This is a genomic window from Streptomyces tyrfis (assembly GCF_037034285.1).
GTDB lineage: Bacteria > Actinomycetota > Actinomycetes > Streptomycetales > Streptomycetaceae > Streptomyces.
Genome location: NZ_JBAGJZ010000024.1, coordinates 24,668 through 48,854 on the forward strand (window position 1 = coordinate 24,668; position 24,187 = coordinate 48,854).

The 24,187-nt window shown below is 73.9% G+C and carries 22 protein-coding genes; 12 read left to right on the top strand and 10 right to left on the bottom strand.

Annotated elements, in window-relative coordinates; all coding sequences use genetic code 11:
- Positions 1 to 32 precede the first annotated feature (32 nt).
- On the bottom strand, positions 33 to 656 hold the full coding sequence (locus WA762_RS19545) for a TetR/AcrR family transcriptional regulator (protein WP_335937166.1): 624 nt from the start codon (positions 654 to 656) through the stop codon (positions 33 to 35).
- Positions 657 to 839: 183 nt separating this feature from the next.
- Between WA762_RS19545 and WA762_RS19550 the strand changes: the two genes are divergently transcribed.
- From WA762_RS19550 to ppk2, 3 genes are read left to right on the top strand one after another with little or no spacing between them, the layout of a single operon-like run.
- Entirely contained in the window at positions 840 to 1,553 is a 714-nt protein-coding gene (locus tag WA762_RS19550; protein ID WP_335937244.1) for an ArsR/SmtB family transcription factor, read from the top strand.
- A 33-nt stretch (positions 1,554 to 1,586) separates the two neighbouring features.
- Positions 1,587 to 2,582, top strand: a complete 996-nt coding sequence (locus WA762_RS19555; RefSeq protein ID WP_335937167.1) for a DMT family transporter — start codon at positions 1,587 to 1,589, stop codon at positions 2,580 to 2,582.
- Positions 2,536 to 3,726, top strand: coding sequence for a polyphosphate kinase 2 (ppk2, locus tag WA762_RS19560; RefSeq protein ID WP_335937168.1), 1,191 nt, complete (start codon positions 2,536 to 2,538; stop codon positions 3,724 to 3,726). The genes WA762_RS19555 and ppk2 overlap by 47 nt, the downstream gene beginning before the upstream one ends.
- Before the next feature lie 238 nt (positions 3,727 to 3,964).
- On the opposite strand, the gene WA762_RS19565 is transcribed toward ppk2, so the two are convergent.
- Positions 3,965 to 5,875, bottom strand: coding sequence for an ABC transporter ATP-binding protein (locus WA762_RS19565; protein WP_335937169.1), 1,911 nt, complete (start codon positions 5,873 to 5,875; stop codon positions 3,965 to 3,967).
- A gap of 131 nt (positions 5,876 to 6,006) precedes the next feature.
- Entirely contained in the window at positions 6,007 to 6,627 is a 621-nt protein-coding gene (locus tag WA762_RS19570; protein ID WP_335937170.1) for a TetR/AcrR family transcriptional regulator, read from the bottom strand.
- 346 nt (positions 6,628 to 6,973) lie between these two features.
- Between WA762_RS19570 and hmgA the strand changes: the two genes are divergently transcribed.
- From hmgA to WA762_RS19585, 3 genes are all read left to right on the top strand, one after another.
- Positions 6,974 to 8,302: a homogentisate 1,2-dioxygenase gene (hmgA, locus tag WA762_RS19575; protein ID WP_335937171.1), complete on the top strand. Its 1,329-nt coding sequence runs from the start codon at positions 6,974 to 6,976 to the stop codon at positions 8,300 to 8,302.
- Between the two features lie 194 nt (positions 8,303 to 8,496).
- Positions 8,497 to 9,222 carry a GntR family transcriptional regulator gene (locus tag WA762_RS19580; protein ID WP_335937245.1) on the top strand — a complete coding sequence of 242 codons (726 nt, stop codon included), beginning with the start codon at positions 8,497 to 8,499 and terminating at the stop codon, positions 9,220 to 9,222.
- A 120-nt stretch (positions 9,223 to 9,342) separates the two neighbouring features.
- On the top strand, positions 9,343 to 10,599 hold the full coding sequence (locus WA762_RS19585) for a type ISP restriction/modification enzyme (protein WP_335937172.1): 1,257 nt from the start codon (positions 9,343 to 9,345) through the stop codon (positions 10,597 to 10,599).
- 48 nt (positions 10,600 to 10,647) lie between these two features.
- Here the strand turns inward: WA762_RS19585 and WA762_RS19590 are convergent, their stop codons facing one another.
- The gene (locus WA762_RS19590) at positions 10,648 to 11,355 is read right to left on the bottom strand and encodes a TetR/AcrR family transcriptional regulator (protein ID WP_335937173.1); all 708 of its coding nucleotides are present in this window, start codon (positions 11,353 to 11,355) and stop codon (positions 10,648 to 10,650) included.
- Positions 11,356 to 11,419: 64 nt separating this feature from the next.
- On the opposite strand from WA762_RS19590, the gene WA762_RS19595 reads away from it, so the two are divergent.
- Both WA762_RS19595 and WA762_RS19600 read left to right on the top strand, forming a co-directional pair.
- On the top strand, positions 11,420 to 12,397 hold the full coding sequence (locus tag WA762_RS19595; RefSeq protein WP_335937174.1) for an ATP-binding cassette domain-containing protein: 978 nt from the start codon (positions 11,420 to 11,422) through the stop codon (positions 12,395 to 12,397).
- Complete coding sequence (locus WA762_RS19600; RefSeq protein ID WP_335937175.1) at positions 12,394 to 13,212, top strand: ABC transporter permease; 819 nt, start codon at positions 12,394 to 12,396, stop codon at positions 13,210 to 13,212. Before WA762_RS19595 ends, WA762_RS19600 begins: the two co-directional genes overlap by 4 nt.
- A 295-nt stretch (positions 13,213 to 13,507) precedes the next feature.
- On the opposite strand, the gene WA762_RS19605 is transcribed toward WA762_RS19600, so the two are convergent.
- Positions 13,508 to 13,771 (bottom strand): hypothetical protein, encoded by a 264-nt coding sequence (locus WA762_RS19605; protein WP_335937176.1) that lies wholly within the window; start codon positions 13,769 to 13,771, stop codon positions 13,508 to 13,510.
- 296 nt (positions 13,772 to 14,067) lie between these two features.
- Positions 14,068 to 14,877: an SGNH/GDSL hydrolase family protein gene (locus tag WA762_RS19610; protein ID WP_335937177.1), complete on the bottom strand. Its 810-nt coding sequence runs from the start codon at positions 14,875 to 14,877 to the stop codon at positions 14,068 to 14,070.
- A 224-nt stretch (positions 14,878 to 15,101) separates the two neighbouring features.
- On the opposite strand from WA762_RS19610, the gene WA762_RS19615 reads away from it, so the two are divergent.
- Positions 15,102 to 16,196, top strand: a complete 1,095-nt coding sequence (locus WA762_RS19615; protein WP_443080633.1) for a DUF5925 domain-containing protein — start codon at positions 15,102 to 15,104, stop codon at positions 16,194 to 16,196.
- Between the two features lie 117 nt (positions 16,197 to 16,313).
- Here WA762_RS19615 and WA762_RS19620 read toward each other — a convergent pair whose 3' ends face one another.
- Positions 16,314 to 16,691, bottom strand: a complete 378-nt coding sequence (locus WA762_RS19620; protein WP_335937178.1) for a GntR family transcriptional regulator — start codon at positions 16,689 to 16,691, stop codon at positions 16,314 to 16,316.
- 92 nt (positions 16,692 to 16,783) lie between these two features.
- Between WA762_RS19620 and WA762_RS19625 the strand changes: the two genes are divergently transcribed.
- From WA762_RS19625 to htpG, 3 genes are all read left to right on the top strand, one after another.
- Positions 16,784 to 17,704, top strand: a complete 921-nt coding sequence (locus tag WA762_RS19625) for a GNAT family N-acetyltransferase (protein WP_335937179.1) — start codon at positions 16,784 to 16,786, stop codon at positions 17,702 to 17,704.
- A complete protein-coding gene (locus WA762_RS19630; protein WP_335937180.1) occupies positions 17,685 to 18,179 on the top strand; it encodes a ribonuclease FAU-1 family protein in 495 nt (164 codons plus the stop codon). The genes WA762_RS19625 and WA762_RS19630 overlap by 20 nt, the downstream gene beginning before the upstream one ends.
- A 187-nt stretch (positions 18,180 to 18,366) precedes the next feature.
- Positions 18,367 to 20,310 carry a molecular chaperone HtpG gene (gene htpG / locus WA762_RS19635; RefSeq protein ID WP_335937181.1) on the top strand — a complete coding sequence of 648 codons (1,944 nt, stop codon included), beginning with the start codon at positions 18,367 to 18,369 and terminating at the stop codon, positions 20,308 to 20,310.
- A 93-nt stretch (positions 20,311 to 20,403) separates the two neighbouring features.
- Here the strand turns inward: htpG and WA762_RS19640 are convergent, their stop codons facing one another.
- The 3 genes from WA762_RS19640 to WA762_RS19650 all read right to left on the bottom strand — a co-directional run bounded on the left by WA762_RS19640 (position 20,404) and on the right by WA762_RS19650 (position 24,179).
- The gene (locus WA762_RS19640; RefSeq protein ID WP_335937182.1) at positions 20,404 to 21,951 is read right to left on the bottom strand and encodes a trifunctional class I SAM-dependent methyltransferase/NUDIX hydrolase/VOC family protein; all 1,548 of its coding nucleotides are present in this window, start codon (positions 21,949 to 21,951) and stop codon (positions 20,404 to 20,406) included.
- A gap of 160 nt (positions 21,952 to 22,111) precedes the next feature.
- Positions 22,112 to 23,017, bottom strand: coding sequence for an esterase/lipase family protein (locus WA762_RS19645; protein ID WP_335937183.1), 906 nt, complete (start codon positions 23,015 to 23,017; stop codon positions 22,112 to 22,114).
- Between the two features lie 187 nt (positions 23,018 to 23,204).
- Positions 23,205 to 24,179: a DNA polymerase Y family protein gene (locus tag WA762_RS19650; RefSeq protein WP_335937248.1), complete on the bottom strand. Its 975-nt coding sequence runs from the start codon at positions 24,177 to 24,179 to the stop codon at positions 23,205 to 23,207.
- Positions 24,180 to 24,187: the final 8 nt, after the last annotated feature.

Consider the following 24,187-nt stretch of genomic DNA (forward strand, 5'->3'; position numbering starts at 1 on the left):
CTCCTTCTCCCGCACTCATTCATCAGACACCCCTAGCGCTCGGCGCCGACCATGCGCAGCACGAGACCGGCGTAGAGTTCGCCGACCTCGTCCGGCGTCCGGCTGCCGCGCGTGTTGAACCAGCGCGCCACGTCGATGCAGAGCGAGAGCACCGCGAGCGTGGTGCCGGGGACGTCGGCGACGTCGAACTCCCCCGCTCGTACGCCCTCGTTGATGATCCGCCGCACCACCGCGTCGGTCCTGCGGCGCAGTTCGACGATCTCGGTTCGGTGCTCCTCGCCGAGCGCGTCGAGTTCGTACTGCACCACGCGGGCCGTGGTGTGCCGCTCGGCGTGCCAGCGGACGAAGGACCGCACGGCCTCCGCGAGCCGTTCCGCGGCGGTGCCGTCCGCGTCGGCGGCGGCCTCCAGGACGGCGAGGGCGCGGTCGTGGCCGATCCGGCTGATCCGGTGGAGGAGCTCTTCCTTCGTCTTGAAGTGGATGTAGAGCGCGGCGGGGCTCATCCCCGCCCGGCCCGCGATGTCGCGCGTGGTGGTGGCGTGGTAGCCGCGCTCGGCGAAGGCGTCCACGGCGGCGACGAGGAGCCGCCGGGCCGCCTCGGGCGTCACCTCGGCCCACGGCGCGCCGTCGCCGTCGGTCTCCTCCGCCGTGCTCATGATCACTCGCCCCTCTCGTCAGCAGGACGAACACCATACCGCGAACCTGAGCAAGCGCTTAGGCCGACTTCGGGGGCGCCCCCGGCCCCCTTCTTCCGGCCGCGCCCGTACCGTCCCCGGTGCGCGGGAACGTTTCGGCGGCCGTCGAAGCGTCCCGGGCGCATCCTGGAGGACATGGCACGCATGGCACATCCCGATCCGGCCGCGCCCCTGCTCGCCGCCCTGGCCGCCCTCCTCGCCGACGAGACCCGGGCGGCCTTCTGCCTGGCCCTGCTCGACGGCCGCGCCTGGACCGCGGGCGAGCTGGCCCGGTACGCCTCGGTGGCGCCGTCCACCGCCAGCGAGCATCTCGGCAAGCTCGTCGCGGGCGGGCTGCTGGCCGAGGAGCGGCAGGGCCGCCACCGCTATCTGCGGCTCGCCGACGAGCGCGCCGCGCACCTGGTCGAGGACCTGGCGGCCCGGGTCGCCCCCGACGCGGCGGCCGGCCGGCCGCGCACCCTGGGCGCGGCGAGCGCCGGCAGCGCGCTGGCCCGCGGCCGCACCTGCTACGACCATCTCGCCGGGCGGATCGGCATCGCGATCGCGGACGCGATGACCGCGCGGGGGCTGCTGGAGCAGGACACGGGTTTCGCCCTGACCGCCGACGGCGTCCGCTGGTTCGGATCGCTGGGCATCGCGCTGGACGCCCGGTCACGGCGTCCGCTCGTCCGCGGCTGTCTGGACTGGACCGAGCGCAGGCCGCATCTGGCGGGCCTCGCGGGCGCGGCGCTGTGCCGGCACGCGCTGGACGCCGGGTGGTGCGTACGGATCGGGTCCGGCCGCGCGGTGCGGGCGACGGCCGAGGGGGAACGGGCGCTGCGCGAGTGCCTCGGCATCGAGCCGTCCATCCTTCGGTAGAGGCCGAACGGTCACGATCCTAGGGTCGGATCCATGACCGCTTCCCCCTCCCCCTCGGCGCGCCCCGCGCCCCTCCGTGACTGGCGGGCGCCCGCCGCGGCCTGCGTGACCGTGCTGCTGTGGGCCTCCGCCTTCGTCTCCATCCGCAGCGCCGGCGCGGCCTACTCCCCCGGCGCGCTGGCGCTCGGCCGGCTGCTGGCCGGTTCCCTGGCGCTGGGCGCGCTTCTGCTGCTGCGGCGCGAGGGGCTGCCGCCGCGGGCCGCCTGGCCGGGGATCCTGTGGTCCGGGCTGCTCTGGTTCGGGCTCTACACCGTGGTGCTCAACCAGGCAGAACGGCTGGTGGACGCGGGCACGGCGGCGATGGTGGTGAACGTCGGCCCGCTGCTGATCGCGCTGCTGGGTTCCCGGGTGCTCGGCGAGGCGCTGCCCAAAAGGCTGCTGGCGGGCATGGGGGTGTCGTTCGCGGGCGCCGTCGTGGTGGGGCTCTCGATGACGGGGCACGGGGACGCCTCGGTGCTGGGGGTGGCGCTCTGCCTGCTGGCAGCGGTGGCGTACGCGGGCGGGGCAGTGGGGCAGAAGCCCGCGCTGCGGCACGGTTCGGCGCTGCAGATCACCGCGTTCGGCTGCCTGGTGGGCGCCGTCGCCTGTCTGCCGTTCTGCGGGGCGCTGGTCTCCGACGCCGCCCGGGCGCCCCTGGGCGCCACCCTGAACATGGTCTATCTGGGGCTCTTCCCGACCGCGCTGGCCTTCACCACCTGGGCCTACGCGCTGGCCCGGACCACCGCGGGCCGGATGGGCGCCACCACCTACGCGGTGCCCGCCCTGGTCGTGGCCCTGTCCTGGCTGCTGCTGGACGAGGCCCCGGCGCCGCTCGCCGTCGGCGGGGGCCTGCTCTGCCTGGCCGGGGTGGCGGTCTCCCGGATGCGTACGCAGACTGGCCCCACGCGGAAGAACCCGGCAGGGCCGGTGGAGGGACGTCGAGATGACGCGCAGCGCCAAGGAACCGCACGGCCGTGGGCGGGCCGGTAAGAAGCCGGCCAGGAAGAAGTCGGCCGGGCCGCCGCCCGCCGAGCCCACCGCGAGGCGGCCCGGGGCGTCCCCGGAGGAGGCGGCCGGGGAAGCGGGCGGCCGTGAGCGGCCGGGGAGCGGAGCGAACAGATCCGGGGCCGGGGCCGGGTCCTGGGACGCCTCGCCGGACGGCCTGGCCGAGGCCGCCCGCCACGGCGGCCCCCGGCTGCGCGGCTTCGGCGTGGTCGACAGCGGCGATGACGACCCCGTCCTGGTGACGCCCGAGGGGCGGGCCCGGGACGCCTGGCGCGAGGACTACCCGTACCCGAACAAGCTCGGCCGGAAGGCGTACGAGAAGTCCAAGCGCTCCCTCCAGATCGAGCTGCTCAAGCTCCAGCACTGGGTGAAGGAGCACGGCGAGCGTCTCGTCATCCTCTTCGAGGGGCGCGACGCGGCCGGCAAGGGCGGCACGATCAAGCGCTTCACCGAGCACCTCAACCCGCGCGGCGCCCGCGTGGTGGCGCTGGAGAAGCCCACCGAACGCGAGCGCACCCAGTGGTACTTCCAGCGGTACACGGCCCATCTGCCGTCCGCCGGGGAGATCGTCCTGTTCGACCGCTCCTGGTACAACCGGGCCGGGGTCGAGCGGGTGATGGGCTTCTGCACGCCGCGCGAGTACCTCGAGTTCATGCACCAGGCGCCGGGGTTCGAGCGGATGCTCACCCGGGACGGCATCCATCTGGTGAAGTTCTGGTTCTCGGTCTCGCGCAACGAGCAGCGCAACCGGTTCATGATCCGGCAGGTCGATCCGGTCCGGCAGTGGAAGCTGAGCCCGGTGGACCTCGCCTCGCTCGACAAGTGGGACGCGTACACCGAGGCCAAGGAGCTGATGCTGTTCCACACGGACACGGCGGACGCCCCCTGGACGGTGGTGAAGAGCAACGACAAGAAGCGGGCTCGGCTGGAGGCGATCCGGCACGTGCTGCACCGCTTCGACTACCCGGACAAGGACGCGGACGTCGTCGGGGAGCCGGACCCGCTGATCGTCGGCCCGGCCTCCCGGCTCTTCGAACGGGGTGAGATGAACGCCCGGCTGCTCGCCACGGGACGGGCGGAGCACGGACCGCGGCAGGGGGAACACGGGCCGGAACGGTCGGGACAATGACAGGAACGGTCGGGACAAGGACAGGGACGGGCTGAGCACGGACCCCGGCAGAGGGAGCACGGGCCGGTGAGGTGACCCGGGCGGGGCCCGCCACCGTCGTTCCCGGCCCCGGCAGCGAGCCCGGCGCGGCGGATTCAGGGCGGCCGTGCCCCGAGGCCGGGCGGCCGTGCCCCCCGAGGCCGGGCGCGACGGTCCGGGGCCGGTCGGGCCGGTCCGGGGCGACCGTCCGGGCGACGGGTCAGACGCTGCCCAGCGGCTCCTCGGCTCCCGGCCGCGCGCCTCCGGCGCCGGAGCCCTCGAACTGGGTGCGGTACAGCTCCTCGTACCGGCCGCCGGCCGCGAGGAGTTCGTCGTGGGTGCCCCGCTCCACGATCCGCCCGTCCTCCACCACCAGGATGAGGTCGGCGGACCGCACGGTGGACAGGCGGTGGGCGATGACGACCGCGGTGCGGCCGGTGAGCGCCTCGGTGAGGGCCTCCTGGACGGCCGCCTCGGAGGTGTTGTCCAGGTGGGCGGTGGCCTCGTCGAGGATGACGACGCGCTGACGGGCCAGGAGCAGCCGGGCGATGGTCAGCCGCTGGCGTTCGCCGCCGGAGAGCCGGTAGCCGCGTTCGCCGACGACGGTGTCGAGCCCGTCGGGCAGCGAGGCGACCAGCCCGTCCAGGCGTGAGCGGCGCAGCGCGTCCCAGAGCTCCTCCTCGGTGGCCCCGGGCCGGGCCAGCAGCAGGTTGGCGCGGACCGACTCGTGGAAGAGGTGCCCGTCCTGGGTGACCATCCCGAGGGTGTCGCGCAGGCTCTCGGCGGAGAGGTCGCGCACGTCGACGCCCCCGATCCGCACCGCGCCCTCGTCCGTGTCGTACAGGCGCGGCAGCAGTTGCGCGATGGTGGACTTGCCCGCGCCGGACGAGCCGACGAGCGCCACCGTCCGCCCCGGCTCGGCGCGGAACGAGATGCCGTGCAGCACCTCTCCGCCGTCCCGGGTGTCGAGGGCCGCCACGTCCTCCAGCGAGGCGAGGGAGACCTTGTCGGCGGACGGGTAGCCGAACCGCACCCGGTCGAACTCCACGGAGACCGGGCCCTCCGGGACCGCCCGCGCGTCCGGCTTCTGGTCGATCAGGGGCTTGAGGTCGAGGACTTCGAAGACCCGCTCGAAACTGACCAGGGCGCTCATCACCTCGACGCGCGCCCCGGCGAGCGAGGTGAGCGGCGCGTACAGCCGGGTGAGCAGCAGGGCCAGCGCGACGACCGCGCCCGCGTCCAGCCGTCCGCGCAGCGCGTAGAAGCCCCCGAGCCCGTAGACCAGGGCCAGCGCCAGCGCGGATACGAGGGTGAGGGCGGTGATGAACGCGGACTGGGCCATGGCCGTGCGGATCCCGATGTCGCGCACCCGGCCCGCCCGGGCGGCGAACTCGGCGGACTCGTCGGCGGGGCGGCCGAACAGCTTGACGAGGGTGGCGCCGGGCGCGGAGAACCGTTCGGTCATGCGGGTGCCCATCGCGGCGTTGTGGGCCGCGGCCTCCCGTTGGAGTCCGGCCATCCTGGCGCCCGTCCGCCGGGCCGGGAGGACGAAGACGGGCAGCAGCACCAGCGCCAGCGCGGTGATCTGCCAGGAGAGGGAGAGCATGACGGCGAGGGTGAGGAGCAGTGTCACGACATTGCCGACGACGCCGGACAGCGTGTTGCTGAAGGCGCGTTGGGCCCCGATGACGTCGTTGTTGAGGCGGCTGACGAGCGCGCCGGTGCGGGTGCGGGTGAAGAAGGCGACCGGCATGCGTTGCACATGGTCGAAGACGGCGGTGCGCAGATCGAGGATCAGCCCTTCGCCGAGGTTCGCGGAGAGCCAGCGGCCGAGCAGCCCGAGTGCCGCCTCCGCGAGGGCGATCGCGGCGATGAGCAGGGCCAGGCGGGTGACGGTGCCGGTGTCCCCGCCGGTCACGATGGCGTCGACGACGCGTCCGGCGAGTACGGGGGTGGCGACCGCGAGCAGCGCCGTCGCCACGCTCAGGGTGACGAAGAGGGCGACCCGGCGCCGGTGCGGGCGTGCGAAAGCGGCGATGCGCCGCAGGGTGGCCCGGTCGAAGGGGCGTCGGTCCGCTTGCGCGTTCATGACGTTGTGGAGCTGTGTCCATGCGGTGGCTTCCATGCTCATGGCGAGAACGTACGACCTCCAGTGGACTTGAGGTCAACGGCCGGGCCGCCGCGTGCCCGTGGACGTTCCGCGGCCCGCCGACGGGCGGGGCGCCGGGCGCCCGGGAGCGCCGGGTCCGCGCGGGCCCCGTGTCAGTCCAGGACCTGGGCCAGGTACGCCCGGAGCAGGACGCGGGTCTCGGCGACGATGGCGTCGTCCCCCGACGGATCGGTGCGGAAGGCGAGCCGGAGGAGGGCGTCCGCGGCCTCGACGCAGACCAGGACCGTGCGGAGCAGGTCCGCGTCGGGGGCGCGGCCGAGGTGTCCGGAGAGGAGTGCGGTGAGGCGGCCGGCCACCCGGTGGTTGGCGTCGTCGGCCGGGTCGTCGCCGGGGGCGGGGGCGGCGAAGTCGACGAGGGCGAATCCGGCCACGGTGCGTTTCGTCGTCAGGTACTCGTCCAGGACCGCGTCGATGGCGCTGCGCCAGTCGGCCGCCGGGATGACGGCGAGTCGGCCGGAGACCCGTTCGGCGTAACAGTCCAGATTGCGGCGGGCGAGCGCGTCGGCCAGGGCGCGCTTGTTGGAGAAGAACCGGTAGACGGAACCGATGGGCACCCCCGCGCGGACGGCCACGGCCCTGGTGGACAGCCGCTCGTACCCGATCTCGTCGAGGAGTTCGGCACAGGCGTCGAGTATCCGGGCGAGGCGCTCGGCGCTGCGCCGTTGTACCGGCGCGCGGCGCAGTCCGGTGTTCGCTTGGGGCACGGGCTCCATGATGCCGTGGGTCTCCTTCGCCGGGGAGCCGGGGCCGCCGGACGCGCGGGCCGCGTCGGGCGTCGGGCGGGGCGGCCCGTCGGCGGCGCGTCGGGGGCGTCCGGGCCCGGCGTCGGGGCGGCTCGGCACGGACGGCCGCCGGCCGACGCTCCCGGACGGCGGGCGGAACGGCGGGGGCGGGCGGGCGCCCGGGACCCGTCCGGAACTCTTCGCGCGCGGCATGCCCGGGAGAGCAGGGCATCGCCCACGTCCTGAAATCCTTGGCGCCTCCCCGGATGGCGTTGACGCGCCCACCTCTGATTCCTACGGTTGTCCATAGGATTCCTTCGGCACCGGGAGCACGCGCATGAGTGGCATCGAGCAGGCGAGGAAGACGGCACAGGGGCTTGAGTACTCGCCCGGCTTCGGCAACGAGCACAGCTCGGAGGCGGTCCCGGGGGCGCTGCCGCACGGCCGCAACTCGCCGCAGCGCGCGCCCCTCGGGCTCTACGCGGAGCAGCTGAGCGGCTCGGCCTTCACCGAACCGCGGGCGCACAACCGCCGTTCCTGGCTGTACCGGATCCGCCCCTCGGCCGCCCATCCGCCGTTCACCCGCGTCGACAACGGCACGATCCGCACCGCCCCGTTCACCGAGACCGTCCCGGATCCCAACCGGCTGCGCTGGGACCCGCTGCCCGAGCCCGCGGCCGGCACGGACTTCCTGGCCGGTCTGTGGACCCTCGGGGGCAACGGCGACGCGGCGCGACGCGCCGGCATGGCCGTGCATCTGTACCACGCCAACACCTCCATGACCGACCGGGTGTTCAGCGACGCGGACGGCGAGCTCCTGATCGTCCCGGACCACGGCGGCCTGCTGCTCCGTACCGAACTCGGCCTGCTGCGCGTCGAACCGGGCCATGTCGCGCTGATCCCCCGGGGGGTCCGCTTCCGGGTGGAGCTGCTCGACGCCGCCGCCCGCGGCTATGTCTGCGAGAACTACGGCCGCCCCTTCGTCCTCCCCGACCTCGGGCCGATCGGGGCCAACGGCCTGGCGAACGCCCGGGACTTCCTCGCCCCCGTCGCCGCGTACGAGGACGAGGACCGACCCGTGGAGGTGGTCAACAAGTTCTGCGGGAACCTCTGGTCGGCGACGTACGACCACCCCCCGCTCGACGTGGTCGCCTGGCACGGCAACCACACCCCGTACGTCTACGACCTGCGGCGCTTCAACGTCATCGGGTCGATCAGCTACGACCACCCCGACCCGTCGATCTTCACGGTGCTGACCTCGCCGTCCGACACCCCCGGACTGGCCGGCGTCGACTTCGTGGTGTTCGCGCCCCGCTGGCTGGTCGGCGAGGACACCTTCCGGCCGCCGTACTTCCACCGCAACGTGATGAGCGAGTACATGGGCCTGATCGAGGGCGCGTACGACGCGAAGACGGCCGGGAAGGGCGGTTTCGTGCCGGGCGGCGGCTCGCTGCACAACATGATGTCGGCGCACGGACCGGACCGGGAGACCTTCGACCGGGCGAGCGCGGCGGAGCTGAAGCCGCAGAAGATCGACGACGGCCTGGCCTTCATGTTCGAGACCCGCTGGCCGGTGACGGCGACCGCGCAGGCGGCCGGCGCCGGCCATCTGCAGCGCGGCTACGACGACGTGTGGCAGGGTCTGAGCCGCAACTTCAGGCCGTAGCCGGCGGCGGCGACCGCCGCCCGCGGCCCACGTGTCGTCGCGTCCGCCGCGTCGCAGTACGGAGAGACCAGGTGACTCAGGTGCCTCAGACGCCCCGGACATCCCACGCAGATCAGGCGGCCCGGACCGCTCCCTCGGCCCAGGCGTCCCAGCCGTCCCAGCGGCCCCAGGGCCCCGCCTTCGCCCCCGACTCGCTGGTCCTGAACCGCAAGCTGCCGCTGTGGTACCAGGTCTCGCAGTCGTTGCGCGCCTCGATACTCGGGCGCGCGCGGGACGCCTCGGAGCGGCTGCCGACCGAGGAGCAGCTCGCCGCGCACTACGGCGTCAGCGTCCTGACGATGCGCCAGGCCCTCAAGGAGCTGGAGACGGAGGGGCTGATCAGCAGGCACCGGCGGCGCGGCACGTTCATCGAGCCGCGCGCCCGCCGGGTGTCGCCGGTCCGGCTGCTGGGCTCGATCGATGCGATCGTGGCCCAGCAGTCGGGCGAGCGGACCTCGGTCCTGGACCACGGTCCGGTCGCCGTGCCCGGCGATCTCACCGAGCACTTCCCCGACTGCGCGGAGGTGTTCGGCTACCGCAGGCTGCGCCGCGACGGCGACAGCGACGAGCCCACCAACTGGGCCGAGAACGCGGTGCATCCCGAGGTGGCGGCCCGGCTCGACGTCACCGACCTGGAGCGCTGGCCGATGACCAAGGTGCTGCGCGACCGTCTGGGCGTCCGGATCGCGCGCATCACCGACACAGTCGAGGCCCGCCTCGCGGACCCGGTCACCGCCGAGCTCCTCCAGGTGCCGCTGCTCAGCCCGATCCTCTTCTACACGGGGGTGACGTACGAGGAGGGCGGCCGGGTGGTGGACGTGGCCCGGATCCGCTACCGGGGCGACCGGTTCTCCTTCTCGGTGACCGTGGAGGCCCACTGACCCGCCGCCGCGGCCGTACGGGAGCCGGCGCCCGGGGCGGCGGCGCACCGGCCCCGCCGCCCCGGGCGCGGCTACGATGCCGGGGAGGCGGTCGGGCGTGGCGACGGGGAGGACGACACGGTGACAGCACGGGCGGCGGGCGGCTCCGGTGACGCCCGGGGCGACGGCGCTCCGCTCCTCGACGATCTGATGCCCTGGTCCGTGCGGCCGTTGCGCACCGGGCGCGCCTGGGTGACCGCGCCCGACGCCGCCTCGCTCCGGGCGCGCTGGGAGCGGCTGGTGCGGGCGCCGGACGAGGAGCGCGAGCGGCTGTTCCGGGTCACCCGCGCCCGTACGCCGCGCACCTCGGCGGCGGCCCTGCCGGGGCAGGCCACCGGCACCGGCCGGTTCGACCGCGAGGACGGGCCGTGCCCGGAGCCGGTGCGGATCGCGCACGGCCCGTTCGACGAGCAGTGGCTGCTCCCCGACCACCGGCTGATCGACGCCGCCCGCCCCGAGCTGTGGCGGGTCGCCGACGAACGTCAGCTCTTCGCCGTCGAGCACGGGTACGTCCCGCAGGACACCGGGCCCGCGCTGTCCGTGACGGCGCTGCTGCCGGACGGCCACTCGCCCGCCGGGCGGCCTGGCCGGATCCGGCCGCTGTACCGGCGTCCCGGCGGGCTCGAACCCAACCTGGCGCCCGGGCTGCTCGCCCTGCTGCGGGAGCGTCACGGGGAAGGGGTCACCGCCCGTTCCGTGCTGGCGTGGATCCTCGCGGCGGCCCGCCACTCCCCCGCCGGGTGCGTGGTGCCGCTGCCCGCCGACACGGCGCGCTGGTCGGCGGGGGTGGAGCTGGGGCAGGAGCTGCTGCGGTTGCAACTGCGCGGGGCCCGGGGCGGGGAGCGTCCCCGGCTGCCGGGCGGGCGGCGGCCCTATGTGCGGGCCTCGGTCCCGCCCGTGCCGGCCGCCCTGGAGTACGACCCGGCCGATGAGGCCCTGGTCCTGGGCACGGGCCGGATCTCGCCGGTGCCGGCCGGGGCGTGGGAGTTCCGGGTGGGCGGGGTACGGGTGCTGGAGCTCTGGTTCGGACGCCGGTCGGCGGCCGGGGCGGAGGGCGCGAACGGCCCGGACGGAGCGGACGGCCCGGACGGTCTGGAGGCGATCCGGCCGCGCGTCTGGCCCCAGGAGTGGACCTCGCAGCTGCTGGAGCTGGTCACCGTGCTCGCCCTGCTCGCCGAACTCCGGCCCCGGCAGGAGGGCCTGACGGACGGCCCGGATCTCACCGCGGCCGATCTCCGGGCGGCCGGCGTGCTGCCCGTCGCCGCCGCGGCCCGCCGGCCCGCTTCGGTGCTCGACCACCGGGAGGAGGGCCCGGACGGGCAGTTCGCGCTGCTCTGACCGCCCGGAGGGCCCGCCGCCCCGACGGACGCCGCCGTCCGCGCGGGGCTACCGGCCGAAGGAGTCCAGCACCCGGTCGAGCGCCCGGTCGAAGACCCCGTCCAGATCGATCGGACCGGGGTCCTCGGCGAAAGCGGCCGCCAGCCGCGGATATCTCCCGCTCGCGATCTGGCCGACCAGGTAGTCGGTGCGCACGGCGTGTTCCTGCTCCTCGGACCAGGGCAGCGACCGGCTGCGCTCCGCCGTGGCGATCTCGTTGGACACATAGGTGGTGACGACGCCGTTGACCATGGCGATGAGTTCCATCTTCTCGCCGAACCGCGCGTCGACCCCGTCCAGGCAGCTGAGCGCGTACTCCAGGTACCGCAGGACATTGGGGCTGAAGCCGTAGACGGGTGACATCAGCCGGGGCATCCAGGTGTGGCGGTGCATCATCGCGCGCGCCTGACGGGCCAGCGCGATCAGGTCGGCACGCCAGTCGCCGGAGGGCTCCGGGTACGCGTAGCCGGCGCTGACCGCGTCGAACATCAGCTCGTACAAGTCCTCCTTGCGCGGCACGTAGTTGTAGAGCGACATGGTGCCGCAGCCGAGTTCCGCCGCCACCTTCCTCATGGACACCGCGTCGAGGCCCTCCGCGTCCGCGATGCGGACCGCCGCCGCCGCGATGTCGGCACGGCTGAACGCGGGCTTGGGGCCGCGGCCCGCACGCTCGGGGCGCGCCCAGATCACTTCGGGTACAGCGGGACGCCCCACCATCGATCACCACCTCTCCCACCATCGTAGTTACGTACACCGTACGTAGTGCGGTACGGTGGGCCGCATGACAACTACGTACGCTGTACTTAGTGAAGGTCTGGAGAAGCGCTACGGCGAGGTCCACGCCCTGCGCGGGCTCGACCTGGCCGTGGCCGAGGGCACCGTCTGCGGGGTGCTGGGGCCGAACGGCGCGGGCAAGACCACCGCCGTGCGGGTGCTCACCACGCTGACGGTCCCGGACGGCGGGAGCGCCCGGGTCGCCGGCCACGACGTGGCGCGCGAGGCGCACGCGGTGCGCGCGGCGATCGGCGTCACCGGGCAGAACGCCTCGGTCGACGGCGAGCTGTCGGGACGGCAGAACCTGCGGCTGTTCGCGAAGCTGCTCCGATACCGGGGCGAAGCCGTCCGCTCCCGCGCCGACGAACTGCTGGAGCGCTTCGAGCTGGCGGAGGCCGCGGACCGCCCGGCCCGCACCTATTCGGGCGGCATGCGCCGTCGGCTGGACCTCGCGGCCAGCCTGCTCACCCGCCCCCGGGTGCTCTTCCTGGACGAGCCGACCACCGGGCTCGATCCGCACAGCCGCAACCAGATCTGGGCCGCGGTCCGGGACCTCACCGACCGGGGGACGACCGTCCTGCTCACCACGCAGTACCTGGAGGAGGCCGACCAGCTGGCCGACGACATCGTGCTGATCGACCGGGGCCGCGCCGCGCACCGCGGCGCCCCCGCCGAACTGAAGGCGCTGATCGGCGCCTACGCCGAGGTGGTCGTCGCCGACGCGGAGGCGCTCGTCCCGGCCGCCGGCGTCCTGGACCGGCTCACCGGCGCCGAACCGGCCCTCGACCGGGAGCGCCGCACCGTCGGCGCGGTCACGACCGACACCACCCTCACCCTCCCCCGGCTCGTCCGCGCGCTCGACGCGGCGGGCGTGCCCCTGGTCGACGCGAGCCTGCGCCCGCCGACCCTCGACGAGGTCTTCCTCAGGCTGACCGGCCGGAGCGCCGCCCGCACATCCCCGCCCCCGAAGGAGACGGCAGCATGAGCACCGCCACCGCGCCCGCCCCCGACCGCCTCGCACCGGCCCCGGCGGCCGGCGCCCTGGCCGTCCTGACCCGCCACCTCCAACGGATCAAGGCCGCCCCCGGCGTCGTGATCCTGACGCAGACCATGCCGATCACGATGCTGCTGTTCTTCGGCTACGTCTTCGGCAGCGCCCTCGCCGTGCCCGGGCAGGAGTACCGCGCGTTCCTGGTGCCGGGCCTGCTGGCGGCGACGGCGGCGAACGGCGTCATGACCGGGATGTTCCAGGCGTCGCAGGACTGCCACCGCGGGGTGATGGACCGTTTCCGCACACTGCCGATGAGCCGGTTCGCCGTGCCGTTCGGCCAGACCGCCGCCGACCTGCTGACCACGGCCGCCGGCATGGTCCCGCTGCTCCTGGCCGGTCTGGCGGTGGGCTGGCGGATCGAGGGCGGCCCGTTCGAGGCCCTGGGGGCCTTCGGGCTGCTGCTCCTTCTCCGGTTCGCCACGTCCTGGCTGGGCTGCTGGCTGGGCCTGCTGATCCGGGACGAGGAGGCGGCCGGCCAGCTGGGCAGCGCCACCTTCGTCCTGCCGCTGCTGTCGAACGCGTACATCCCGACCGACAACCTGCCGGGGTGGCTGCGCACGGTCGCGGAGTGGAATCCGATCAGCGCCATGGCCACCGCCGCCCGCGCCCTGTTCGGCAACGCGTCTCCCGCCGCCGACGCGGCCTGGCCGGTCGCCCACCCGGTGGCCGGGACGCTCGCCTGGTCGCTGGCGCTCCTCGCGGTCTTCGTGCCGCTGGCCGTACGGCGTCACGCGCGCGGCGGCGAGTGACCCCGCGCGCCGCGCGGCGGTCCCCCGGGCGGGCCGGGACCGCCGCTCGCCGGGAACGGGAGCCCGCTGCCGCGCTCAGGCGTCCGGCAGCGGGCGTCCGGCGCACACGCCGAAGCGCCGCCGCGGCCCCGGGGATGACGGGAGGACGGACGGCGGTGTACGGCCGGTACGGAACGGACGCCCGGTCACCCCGGGCCGGGGACCCGCTCATGGGCCCCGGCCGGGGAGGGCCCGGGGCGGGACTCGGCCGGGAGGCCCGGGCGGGTCCGATGAGCGGTGGTGACGGGCCGTCGGGTCAGTGGTGGTTGCCGAAGAGCGAGCGGCGCAGCCGACGCAGCGGCGCGAAGAGCGAGACCCGCGCGCTTCTGCTCCGGCGGCTGTGGCCCGCCTCGCGCGAGGTCAGCTCGCGCATCAGCAGCGTCGCCTCGGCGACCTCCCGCTGGGGCACGGCGGGACCGCCGAGCACCGCGAGATGGCGGTCGAGGCGCGAACTCGTCGCACCGCTCCCGCATGTGATGGCAGGCACGCGTGGCCTGCTGCGGACCGCTATCTGTTCCATGTCACTCCCCACCCGTACGAGGGCACCCGGCCCGGGCAGGCTAACCCTATCCCCCCGTGCCGACACTCGTGTATCCCGGCCACGGGATCGGGCGCGCCCGTCCGGCGGCCGGCCGGCACGAGCCCCATGGGGCCGATTCCAGGGCGAGTTGGGCGGAACGGGACGGTTCCCGCCCGCCCCGGACCGGCCGCTCGCCCGCCCCGTACCGGCGGGCGGCCGGTCGGAGACCCCTGCCGCCGGGGGCCTCCCGCCCGTCGGACCGGCCGACGGGCCCGGCGTGTCGCCATGGCTCGGGATCAGGCCGCCGCGTTGAAGGCGGGCAGGTAGCCGCCGGACTGCCCGGCGGCCGTGGGGTGGTACGACTCACCGATGTTGAGCCAGTTGACGCTGTGCAGCCAGGCGTCCCCGGAGCAGATCTCGTGCCCGGCGAACTTCCCGGCCACGTCGACGAAGGCGAACCCGTGGTCGGCGGCGCGCTTCGCGGTCGTCGTGTTGAGGTAATCGGCGGCGTCGTTGATCGCGGACCGCACCTTGTCGCTCAGACCGACGACGCAGCTGCCGCCGATCTTGTAGAAGCGCGGGTAGCCGAGGACGACGACACGGGCGGACGGGGCCTTGGCGCGGATCGCCGAGTACACCGAGTCGAGGTTGCCGGGCAGGGTCGAGCCGACGTAGCCGCGGGCCGCGGCGATCCGGTCGAGGCAGGTGGCCTCCGACTGGAGCACACAGGTCGTCATCACATCGGCGAAACCGGCGTCGTTGCCGCCGATGGAGATCGAGACGAGGTCGGTGGAGGAGTTCAGGGACCCGAGCTGACCGGACTTCACGTCTCCGGTGCGGGCCCCCGAGCAGGCGGCGAAGGCGAAGGACGCGGGCGAGTGGGCGGCGGCCCAGAGCTTGGGGTACGCCTTGGCGCTGCGCTTGCAGTCCCCGCTGGCGCTGTCGTAACTCCCGGACCCGACACCCGAGGAGTACGAGTCGCCGAGAGCCACGTAGTCGACCCCCTGGACGGACTGCGCGGCGGAGGCGGTGGCCGCTCCGGTCAGCGCGAGCACGGCGCCGAGCAGGAGCGAGGACGAGAACGCCGCGAGTCTGGACATCTTCATGGGAACCTCCGTTGGACCGGCCGGCAGGATCTCCGCCGCGGTCTGCCGAGTCCGTGGTAGCAGCACCCGCACCCTGTCCGGAAGTGTGCATGCCAAGTTGCTTCAAGGAGTTCTTCCGCGCGCCCCCCTGATGTCGTGTCATGTCCGCGAACACCTGTCCGGGCGGGGAGAAAGGCGGCGAAACCCGGGTGCGCCGGGACTTCCCGTGCCGGATCATGGGCGCCATGTCCGCCACCCCTGAGTCCGCGCTCCCGATCCGGCTCACCCTCGACGACGGCGATTCGCCGTCGGATGTCGTGGACGCCCTGTTCCTCGGCCGCTTCGCGACGGGCGAGCAGCCCTACGCGCACGCCGCCACCCTCGAACGGGTCAAGCCCGACGCCACGCTGCTGCCGCCGTCCGCCACGGTGCTGCGCGCCACCCGGGACGACGACCGCAGCGCCACGCTCGCCGAGGGCGAGGGCTGGACCCTGCTCGTCTCCCGGTGGAGCCGCGGCGCGGACGTCACGGTCACCGCGACCAGCCCCGAGCTGGCGCGCGAGATCCTCGCCCGGGCCACGGACGGAGTGCGGGACGAACCCGAACCCCAGCCCGAGAACGTGACGATGGGCTTCTGGTACGTGTCGCCGCGCCGCGGCCCGTACCGCACCACCCGGCAGATCGCCGCCGGCTCCTGGGACGAGGTCCGCGGCAACTACACGGCCCCGGTGGCCGACGCCCTGGACCGGCTGATGAAGGTGACCCCCGACGACATCGCGGGCCGGCTGCTCCTGCTGCACGGCCCGCCCGGCACCGGCAAGACCTCCGCGCTGCGCACGCTCGCGCGTTCCTGGCGGGAGTGGTGCCAGGTCGACTGCGTGCTCGATCCGGAGCGGCTCTTCAACGACGTGGGCTATCTGATGGACATCGCGATCGGCGAGGACGAGGGCACGGCGAAGGGCCGGTGGCGGCTGCTGCTCCTGGAGGACTGCGACGAGCTGATCCGCGGCGAGGCCAGGCACACGGCGGGCCAGGCGCTCTCCCGGCTGCTGAACCTCACCGACGGACTGCTGGGCCAGGGCCGCAACGTGCTGGTCGGCGTCACCACCAACGAGGATCTGGAACGGCTCCACCCGGCCGTGGTCCGGCCCGGCCGCTGCCTCGCCAGGATCGAGGTGGGCCCGCTGACCCGTCAGGAGGCGGTGGGCTGGCTGGGCGCCGAGGAGGGACTCGGCCGCGACGGCGCCACGCTCGCCGAGCTGTACGCGCTGCGGCGCGGCGGCGGTCCCGCGTCGGTGCCGCGGCAGGACTCCGGCGCGGACGCGGGCCTGTACCTCTGATCCTGCGGCCGCCGGGTGCGCCCCGGCGAGCGGCGAGGACGGCCCCGGCGGCCCCCGGGGCCGCGACGGCGCCCGCCCCCGCGCCGGATCCGGGCGACGGGCCGGCCGCGCGCCGGCTCAGCGCTCCGGATACGCCGCCCGCACCGCGTCCTCGGCCAGGGCCAGCGCCTCGGCCCGGGACAGCCCGAGCCGCCGGGCCTGCTCGGCGTACTCCCGTGCGGCGGCCGCCGCGTGACGGTCCGCCGCCTCACCGGCCGGGGCGATGAACGTGCCGTTGCGGCCGCGGGTCTCGATCACCCCGTCGGCCTCCAGCACCCGGTACGCCTTGGCGACGGTGTTCGCGGCGAGGCCGAGCTCCTCGGCGAAGCCGCGTACGGTCGGGAGTCTGAAACCGACGGGCAGCGCGCCGGAGCGGGCCAGTTCGGAGATCTGGGTGCGCAGTTGCTCGTACGGGGCGGCGCCGGAGTCCGGGTCAAGGACGATCTTGAGAGTCACGCGCCGATTCTCCCGCATCGCCGGCGTCCGCCGCCGTCCCGCCGACGGAAAATCAGAGGCGGTCCCCGTACCTCCCACGTAGCGTCCCGCCCATGACTGTCCTCGTCCGCGACTTCCTGCCCGCAGACGCCGCTGCCTGGGCGCGCGTCGGGCATGCCGCGATGCCGTACATCGTGACCACCCCCGAACACGCCGTCTTCGACCTGGCCTCCGCACGGCCCGAGGAACACCGTCGGCTGCTGGTCGCCGAGGAGGACGGGGAGATCATCGCGATCGCCCGGGCCGGCCTCGTGCCCGACAGCCCGGAGCCCGGCCTGGCGTTCTGCGACCCCTTCACCCACCCGGACCGCACCGGACGCGGCGCGGGCGGACTGCTGCTGCGGACGGCCGAGGAGCACCTCGCGCTGCAGGGGGCGCACACCGTCTGCTCCTGGGTGCTCGACACGCCGTCGAACCGCGCCTTCGCGGAACGGCGCGGCTACACGCCGAGCCGTTCGTCGCACTTCCTCCGCCTCGATCTGGCGGGCGTCGAACTGCCGCCCCGCCCGGCCGTCCCGGCGGGCGTCGAGCTGCGCACGGCGGCGGACTTCGCGGACGACCCGCGACCGCTCTTCGAGGCGGACGCCGAGACCACGGCCGACGAGCCCAGCGACACCCCGGCCGAACTGTCCGCGTACGACGACTGGCTCCGGCAGACCTGGCACCACCCCCTGTTCGACCGCGAGCTCACGTCGGTCGTGACGGTGGACGGAGAGGTGGCGGCGTTCTCCGCGGCCCGGACCGACGGCCGGACCCGCTACATGTCGGGGATGACCGGCACCCGTCGCGCGTTCCGCGGCCGGGGGCTGGCGAAGCTCGCCAAGCATGAGTCGCTGAGCCGGGCGCGCGCGGCCGGGTACACGGACGCGTACACCGGCAACGACGCGGGCAACGGCCCGATGCTGGCCGTCAACCGGTGGTTCGGCTACGAGATCTGCGCCGAGGAGGTGCGGTATGTCCGTGAGCTCGGCTGAGTCCTCGCTCGTGATCGCCCTGGTGAAGGCCGGCCGGACCAAGATCAGGTATCCGGCGGCCCCGGTCCGCGACGACGGCGTCCGGATCACCGTGCGGGCGCCCTGGGCGGCCCCGGGGGTGCGCGACTTCGGCTTCGTGCGCTTCGAGCCCGGCGACGTGTTCACCGAGCACTACTGGCGCGACCGCTGGTTCGCCGTGAAGGAGGTCCGGACCGGCGCGGGCGTGCTCAAGGGGTGGTACTGCGACATCACCCGCCCCGCCGTGCTGCGGGACGACGAGCTGGTGGTGGAGGACCTGGACCTCGACCTGTGGGTGTCGGCCGACGGGTCTTCCGTGCTGCGGCTGGACGAGGACGAGTTCGAGGAGAGCGGTCTCGCCGCGCGCGATCCGGCGGCCGCCGACGCGGCCCGGCGGGCGCTGGACGAGCTGGAGCTGCTGGCCCGTACGGAGGGTCTCGCGGCTCTGCTGGCCTGACGCTCCGGGACACGGACCGCCCGCTCCGGCTCCCCGGGCCGGGGCGGCGGCCGGCGGGGACGTGCACCCGGCGCGGGGCGGCGGTGTCCGGGACCCGATCGGGGGAACACCGCGTCCGTGATCAGCCGCTGATCTACAGTGCTCAGGTCAGTTCCCCACCTGGTGACCTGAGAAGGAATCACGGATTATGCCCACTGAGACGTTCGAGTTTCAGGTGGAAGCGCGCCAGCTTCTGCAGATGATGATCCACTCGATCTACTCGAACAAGGACGTGTTCCTGCGCGAACTCGTCTCCAACGCCTCCGACGCGCTCGACAAGCTCCGGCTCGAAGCACTGCGCGACGACTCGCTCGGCGCGGACGTGTCCGACCTCCACATCGGCATCGAGACCGACCGGGAGGCCCGCACCCTGACCGTGCGGGACAACGGCATCGGCATGTCGCACGACGAAGTGGTCCAGCTCATCGGGACGATCGCGAACTCGGGCACCGCGACGTTCCTGCGGGAGCTCAAGGAGGCCAAGGAGTCCGGGGACTCCGCCGCGGCCGAGGGGCTGATCGGGCAGTTCGGGGTCGGCTTCTACTCCAGCTTCATGGTGGCCGACGAGGTCACGCTGCTGACCCGGCGCGCGGGCGAGACCGAGGGCACCCGCTGGACGTCGACGGGCGAGGGCACGTACACGGTCGAGACCGTCGACGGCGCCCCGCAGGGCACCTCGGTGACGCTCCGGCTCAAGCCGGAGGACGCCGAGGACCGGCTCTACGACTACGCCTCCCCGTGGAAGATCAGGGAGATCGTCAAGCGGTACTCGGACTTCATCACCTGGCCCATCCGGATGGCCCCGGAGACCGCCGACGACGCGCCGGACTCCGAGAAGGGCTCCGACGACGCCCCGCGCGAGCCCGAGACCCTCAACTCGATGAAGGCCCTCTGGGCGCGCTCGCGCGACGAGGTCTCGGACGACGAGTACCACGAGCTGTACAAGCACATCAGCCATGACTGGATCGACCCGCTCGAGACCGTCCGGCTCCAGGCGGAGGGCACCTTCGAGTACCAGGCGCTGCTCTTCATCCCGTCGCACGCGCCCCACGACCTCTTCATGCAGGGGTACAAGCGCGGCGTGCAGCTCTATGTGAAGCGCGTCTTCATCATGGACGACTGCGAGGCGCTGATGCCTCCGTACCTGCGGTTCGTCAAGGGCGTCGTGGACGCGCAGGACCTGTCGCTCAACGTGTCGCGCGAGATCCTCCAGCAGGACCGCCAGATCCAGATGATGCACCGGCGCCTCACGAAGAAGGTGCTGTCGACGGTCAAGGACATGATGACCGCCGACCCGGACCGCTACGCCACGTTCTGGCGGGAGTTCGGCCGGGTCGTCAAGGAGGGGCTGCTCAGCGACTTCGAGAACCGCGACGCCATCCTGAGGATCGCCTCCTTCGCCACGACCCACGACGAGGACGCGCCGACCACGCTCGCGCAGTACGTGGAGCGGATGAAGGAGGGGCAGGAGCACATCTACTACCTCACGGGCGAGTCCCGGCAGGCCATCGAGAACTCCCCGCACATGGAGGCCTTCCGGGCCAAGGGCGTCGAGGTGCTGCTGCTGACCGACCCGGTCGACGAGGTGTGGGTCGAGGCGGAGCCCGAGTTCGACGGCAGGCAGCTGCGGTCCATCGCCAAGGGCGAGGTCGACCTCGGCACCGAGGAGGAGAGGAAGGAGGCGGCGGCCGAGCGGGAGAACCAGCGGCAGGAGTACGCGGACCTGCTCTCCTGGATGACGGAGCGGCTCGGCGAGACCGTCAAGGAGGTGCGGCTGTCCTCGCGCCTCACCGTCTCGCCCGCCTGCGTCGTCTCGGACGCGCACGACGTGACGCCCGCCCTGGAGAACATGTACCGCGCCATGGGCCAGCCCGTCCCGCAGGTCAAGCGCATCCTCGAACTCAACCCGGGGCACCCGCTGGTCGGCGGCCTCAACCGGGCGTACGCCGAACGCGGCGAGAAGGACGCCACCGGCCTGGAGGAGACGGCCGAGCTCCTCCACGACCTGGCGCTGCTGGCCGAGGGCGGGGAGCTGAACGACCCCTCGCGCTTCGTCCGGCTGATGGCCGACCGCCTCGAACGGACCCTGTGACCGAGAGCCCGCCACGCCACCGGCAGGGGTGACGTCCCCGGCCGGTGACCGCTCTCCCGATGCCCGCCGGGGCCGCGCCCCGGCGGGCATCCGTCAGTCCCGGGCGCGTTCCCGCACATCGGTGTACGGCTCCGGCTCCCGCGGGGCCGGGCGGGCGCGTCCGGCCCCGGCGACCAGCTCCACCTCGTACCCCGCCGCGTCCTCCAGGTAGGCGGCGACGTGCTCGTCCCCGCCCGCGTGCGGGTAGCGGTCCGGGAAGAGCTGCCGCCAGCCGTGCTCCGGGGCCTCGGCCACCAGGGCGTCCAGAGCGGCCCGGTCCCGGACGTGGAACGCCAGGTGATTGAGCCCGGGGCGGCGCCGGTCGTGGGTCTCCCCCGTCAGATCGGGCGACTGCTCCACCACCACATAGGCGTCGCCGCGCCGCCAGCTGCGCCCGTGCTCCCAGTGCTGGTACGGGACATGGCCCAGCCGACCGAGCAGCCACCCCCATCCCCGCTCGGCCGCCGGCAGGTCGGGCACCCACAGCTCGATGTGGTGCACCCCGCCGGTGCCGTCCTCCGCGACCGGCAGCGGGACGGCGCGGCGGACGCCGTGCGGCTCGTACGCCACCGGGTCGCCGTCCTCGTGCCAGTGGATCAGGAAGCGCTCCCCCGCCCGGTAGCCGTCGAGCCCGGCCCGGCAGTAGGCGACGACGTCGTCCGGGAGCGCGTTCAGCGGGAACCACGCCAGCTCGGAGCACTTCTCCGGCTCACGGTTGTACGGAGGCCGGGCGGGGTCGTGCTCGGCCTCGAAGAACCAGCCCGTTCTGGGGCTGCCGCCGGGGCCCCGGTGCTGCATGACCAGCGCGACCCGCAGCTCGTCGGGGCCGAGTTCGATCCCGGTCTCCTCCGCGGCCTCGCGGATCACCGCCTCGCGGACGTCCTCGCCGTCCTCGACGTGTCCGGACGGGCAGTGCAGCAGCCCGTCCGCGTATCCCGTGCCGGACCGGCGGGCGAGCAGGACGTCGGCCCCTCGGCGGAGGATCAGGTGCACGTCGACGACCTCGGTGTGCCGCCGGGGCGGCTCGGCGCGGGCCACCAGGGCGTAGCGCTCGTCGTCGACCGGGCCGCCCCACAGGTCCGGGTCGCCGGAGAGGCGTTCGTGGTGGACGCGGTCGGTGAACTCCGCGAGCAGCCCGGTCAGCCGCTCCGCCGGCAGGCCGGCCCCGTCCCGGGCGCCCTCGATCAGGACCAGCCGGCCGCCGGGCCGCAGCAGACCGAACCACCGGCGCAGGGCCGCCGCCGGATCGGGCAGCAGCGGGAGCACGTGCCGGACCAGGACCACGTCGAACCGCTGCCCGCCGACCGGGGGCCGGACCGCGTCCCCCACCAGCACCTCGGCGCCGGTCCCGGCGAGCTTGGCCCGCGCCCGCTCCACCATGCGCGGCGACCGGTCGACCGCGGTCACCCGGTGCCCCTGCCCGGCGGCGAGCACCGCGAGACTCCCGGTGCCGCACCCGAGGTCGAGCACCTCGGAGCGCGCACCGGGCAGCCAGTCCTCCAGCCGCCGCGCCCAGGCGTGCCGGACCACCGGGTCGAGCAGCCCGTGGCCGGGCTCCTCGTCGAAGGAGTCGGCCGCGGAGTCCCAGTCGATCGTCGTCATGGGTCGATCGTGCCATCCGCCACTGACATGGATACTCATAGGCGATTCTGTCGGAACCTGCGGACTCGCAGGCACAGAACGAAGGCACCGGCGCCGACCTGCCGCATCGGCCCGGATCGGCGCTTACCCCGTCCTCGGAAATGCTCCGGCCCTGTTTGATTCAGCCGACGACCGAGGCGCAGGTGGTCGGGGTGGCGTGGGCGGGGTCGAGGGCGTTGGCCACCTCGTGGTAGGCGATCCGGTCGAGGAGACCGACCGCCACGTGCTCGGAGAGGTCGAGCGGGCACAGGTCCTGGAGCAGGACGTTGCGGACGTTCGGGCCGTCCAGGAACTGCGTGCGGTACGGGGTCACGACCTCGTCGTACTTGGTCGCGATGACCGTGTACCGGACTCCGGGCACGGTGTCGCCGCCCGCGTTGAGCTTGGTGAGGAAGGGGGAGCCCGCCACCTGGTCGGCGAGGGCGGGGGTGTCGGTGTTCAGCAGGTGCTCCACGCCGGGGAAGTAGGGCAGGAGCCTCGTGAGGCCGAGAAGGGTGGTGCCGTGGTTGTCGGGGGCTATCCCGACCAGGGCGTTCACCTTCGCGGCTCCGCCGAGGAACTTCAGGTAGTAGTTCGGCATCATCCCGCCCTGCGAGTGGCCGACGAGGTCGGCCTCGGGCGCTCCGGTGGCGGTGAGCACCTTGTCGACGAAGGCGGCGAGCTGGCCGGCCGACTTGTCGATCGGGCCGAGGCCGTTGAAGAGCGGTACGCCGGGCAGCTGCCCGTAGTCCAGGGAGTAGACGCAGTATCCGCGGTTGACGAGGTAGGGGGCGAGGGCCAGCCAGTTGTCGATCGAGTTCCCGAAGGTTCCGTGGACCAGGACGACGGGCCGGGGGTGGGCCGTGGAGGGCTTGCAGGAGTAGTCGTTCCAGCCGCGCGAGGTGGCCGCGGCGGCGGTGGGGGCGGCCGCAGCGGGTTCGGCGGCGGCCGCGGCCGCGGGGGTGGCCGCGGCGGCGAAGGCGAGGAGCAGCGCGGCGAGGGTTCTCCGGGCGCGGCGGACGCGCGGCGCGCGTATCCGGGGCAGCATCGTGTGGTCTCCTTGCGGCTCGAGGGAGTTGCGTCGGGGGTACGCCCTGCGGCCCGGACCACAAGTTCTGATGGCTGTCCTGCTGTGTGTCAGACCAAATTACGCACGGGTAGGGTGGCATGGGAAGTTACGCGTCGGTAAAAACTGATGGCGCGTCAAAACACCGAAGGGCAAGGCAAGGGCGGGCTCAGTGGGGCGCGAGGCGTCCCGGCATCACGGCCTGCGGGCCGTACTTGTCGCGCAGCCGGTCCGCCACCGCCTCGATCCGGCGCGCCCGTTCGTCCGCCGGGTCGAACGACAGCTGATGCGCGGCCCGTTCGTCGTCCATCAGGCCCTCCGCGCGCAGCGCGATCCCCCGGACCCGGGCCCGTTGCAGTCCGAACGAGTCATGGATCCGGTACGCGAGGCCGGTGAGCGCCGCGGAGTGGGCGGTGGGTTCCGGGAGGACGCGGGTGCGGCTGAGGGTGGCGTACCCGGTCCGGGAGGCGTGGCGCACGAGGACGGTGAGCTCCCGGCACACCTGCCCGTCCCGACGCATCCGGGCGCCCAGCTCCTCGGTGAGCGACAGGAGTGCGCGGCGCTGCCGTTCCGGGTCCAACTCGTCGTACGGGAAGGTTCGTTCGGCGGCGATCGACCGGGCGGGAGCGCCCGGCGCCACCGCCGTGCGGTCGATGCCGTGCGACCGCTCCCACAGCTCCCGCCCGGTCCGCGCGCCGACGATCCGTTGCAGGGTGCCGAGCGGGGTCGCCGCGATCCGGCCGACGGAGTCGAGCCCGTAGCCGCGCAGGGTGCGGGCCGTCGCCGCGCCGACGCCGTCCAGCGCCGTGGCCGGCTCGGCGGCGAGGAACCCGGCCGCCGCGCCCCGGGGTACCACGAAGGTCGTTCCGGGGGCCGCCCGGCGGGCCGCCATCCGGGCCAGCATCGGGTTCTCCCCCGCCCCGATCACGCAGTCCACGCCGTGCAGCGCGAGCGCCCGGACCCGGATCACCGAGGCCAGTCCTCTCGCGTCCCGGCCGAAGTAGCGCAGCGCGCCGCGCACGTCGGCGAGCGCCGCGTCGGGCCGGACCGCCTCGACCGACGGGGTGAACGTGCCGAGCAGGGCGAGCAGTTCCTCGTAGCGGACGCTGTCCGGGGGATCGCCGCCGACCGTGCGGAACCGCAGGTACAGGA

What these genes read in the sequence shown, in the direction of transcription:
- WA762_RS19545 (WP_335937166.1), bottom strand. Translation starts at nt 656, where the DNA reads ATGAGCACGGCGGAGGAGACCGACGGCGACGGCGCGCCGTGGGCCGAG.
- WA762_RS19550 (WP_335937244.1), top strand. Translation starts at nt 840, where the DNA reads ATGGCACATCCCGATCCGGCCGCGCCCCTGCTCGCCGCCCTGGCCGCC.
- WA762_RS19555 (WP_335937167.1), top strand. Translation starts at nt 1,587, where the DNA reads ATGACCGCTTCCCCCTCCCCCTCGGCGCGCCCCGCGCCCCTCCGTGAC.
- ppk2 (WP_335937168.1), top strand. Translation starts at nt 2,536, where the DNA reads ATGACGCGCAGCGCCAAGGAACCGCACGGCCGTGGGCGGGCCGGTAAG.
- WA762_RS19565 (WP_335937169.1), bottom strand. Translation starts at nt 5,875, where the DNA reads ATGAGCATGGAAGCCACCGCATGGACACAGCTCCACAACGTCATGAAC.
- WA762_RS19570 (WP_335937170.1), bottom strand. Translation starts at nt 6,627, where the DNA reads ATGGAGCCCGTGCCCCAAGCGAACACCGGACTGCGCCGCGCGCCGGTA.
- hmgA (WP_335937171.1), top strand. Translation starts at nt 6,974, where the DNA reads ATGAGTGGCATCGAGCAGGCGAGGAAGACGGCACAGGGGCTTGAGTAC.
- WA762_RS19590 (WP_335937173.1), bottom strand. Translation starts at nt 11,355, where the DNA reads ATGGTGGGGCGTCCCGCTGTACCCGAAGTGATCTGGGCGCGCCCCGAG.
- WA762_RS19595 (WP_335937174.1), top strand. Translation starts at nt 11,420, where the DNA reads ATGACAACTACGTACGCTGTACTTAGTGAAGGTCTGGAGAAGCGCTAC.
- WA762_RS19600 (WP_335937175.1), top strand. Translation starts at nt 12,394, where the DNA reads ATGAGCACCGCCACCGCGCCCGCCCCCGACCGCCTCGCACCGGCCCCG.
- WA762_RS19605 (WP_335937176.1), bottom strand. Translation starts at nt 13,771, where the DNA reads ATGGAACAGATAGCGGTCCGCAGCAGGCCACGCGTGCCTGCCATCACA.
- WA762_RS19610 (WP_335937177.1), bottom strand. Translation starts at nt 14,877, where the DNA reads ATGAAGATGTCCAGACTCGCGGCGTTCTCGTCCTCGCTCCTGCTCGGC.
- WA762_RS19615 (WP_443080633.1), top strand. Translation starts at nt 15,102, where the DNA reads ATGTCCGCCACCCCTGAGTCCGCGCTCCCGATCCGGCTCACCCTCGAC.
- WA762_RS19625 (WP_335937179.1), top strand. Translation starts at nt 16,784, where the DNA reads ATGACTGTCCTCGTCCGCGACTTCCTGCCCGCAGACGCCGCTGCCTGG.
- WA762_RS19630 (WP_335937180.1), top strand. Translation starts at nt 17,685, where the DNA reads ATGTCCGTGAGCTCGGCTGAGTCCTCGCTCGTGATCGCCCTGGTGAAG.
- htpG (WP_335937181.1), top strand. Translation starts at nt 18,367, where the DNA reads ATGCCCACTGAGACGTTCGAGTTTCAGGTGGAAGCGCGCCAGCTTCTG.
- WA762_RS19640 (WP_335937182.1), bottom strand. Translation starts at nt 21,951, where the DNA reads ATGACGACGATCGACTGGGACTCCGCGGCCGACTCCTTCGACGAGGAG.
- WA762_RS19645 (WP_335937183.1), bottom strand. Translation starts at nt 23,017, where the DNA reads ATGCTGCCCCGGATACGCGCGCCGCGCGTCCGCCGCGCCCGGAGAACC.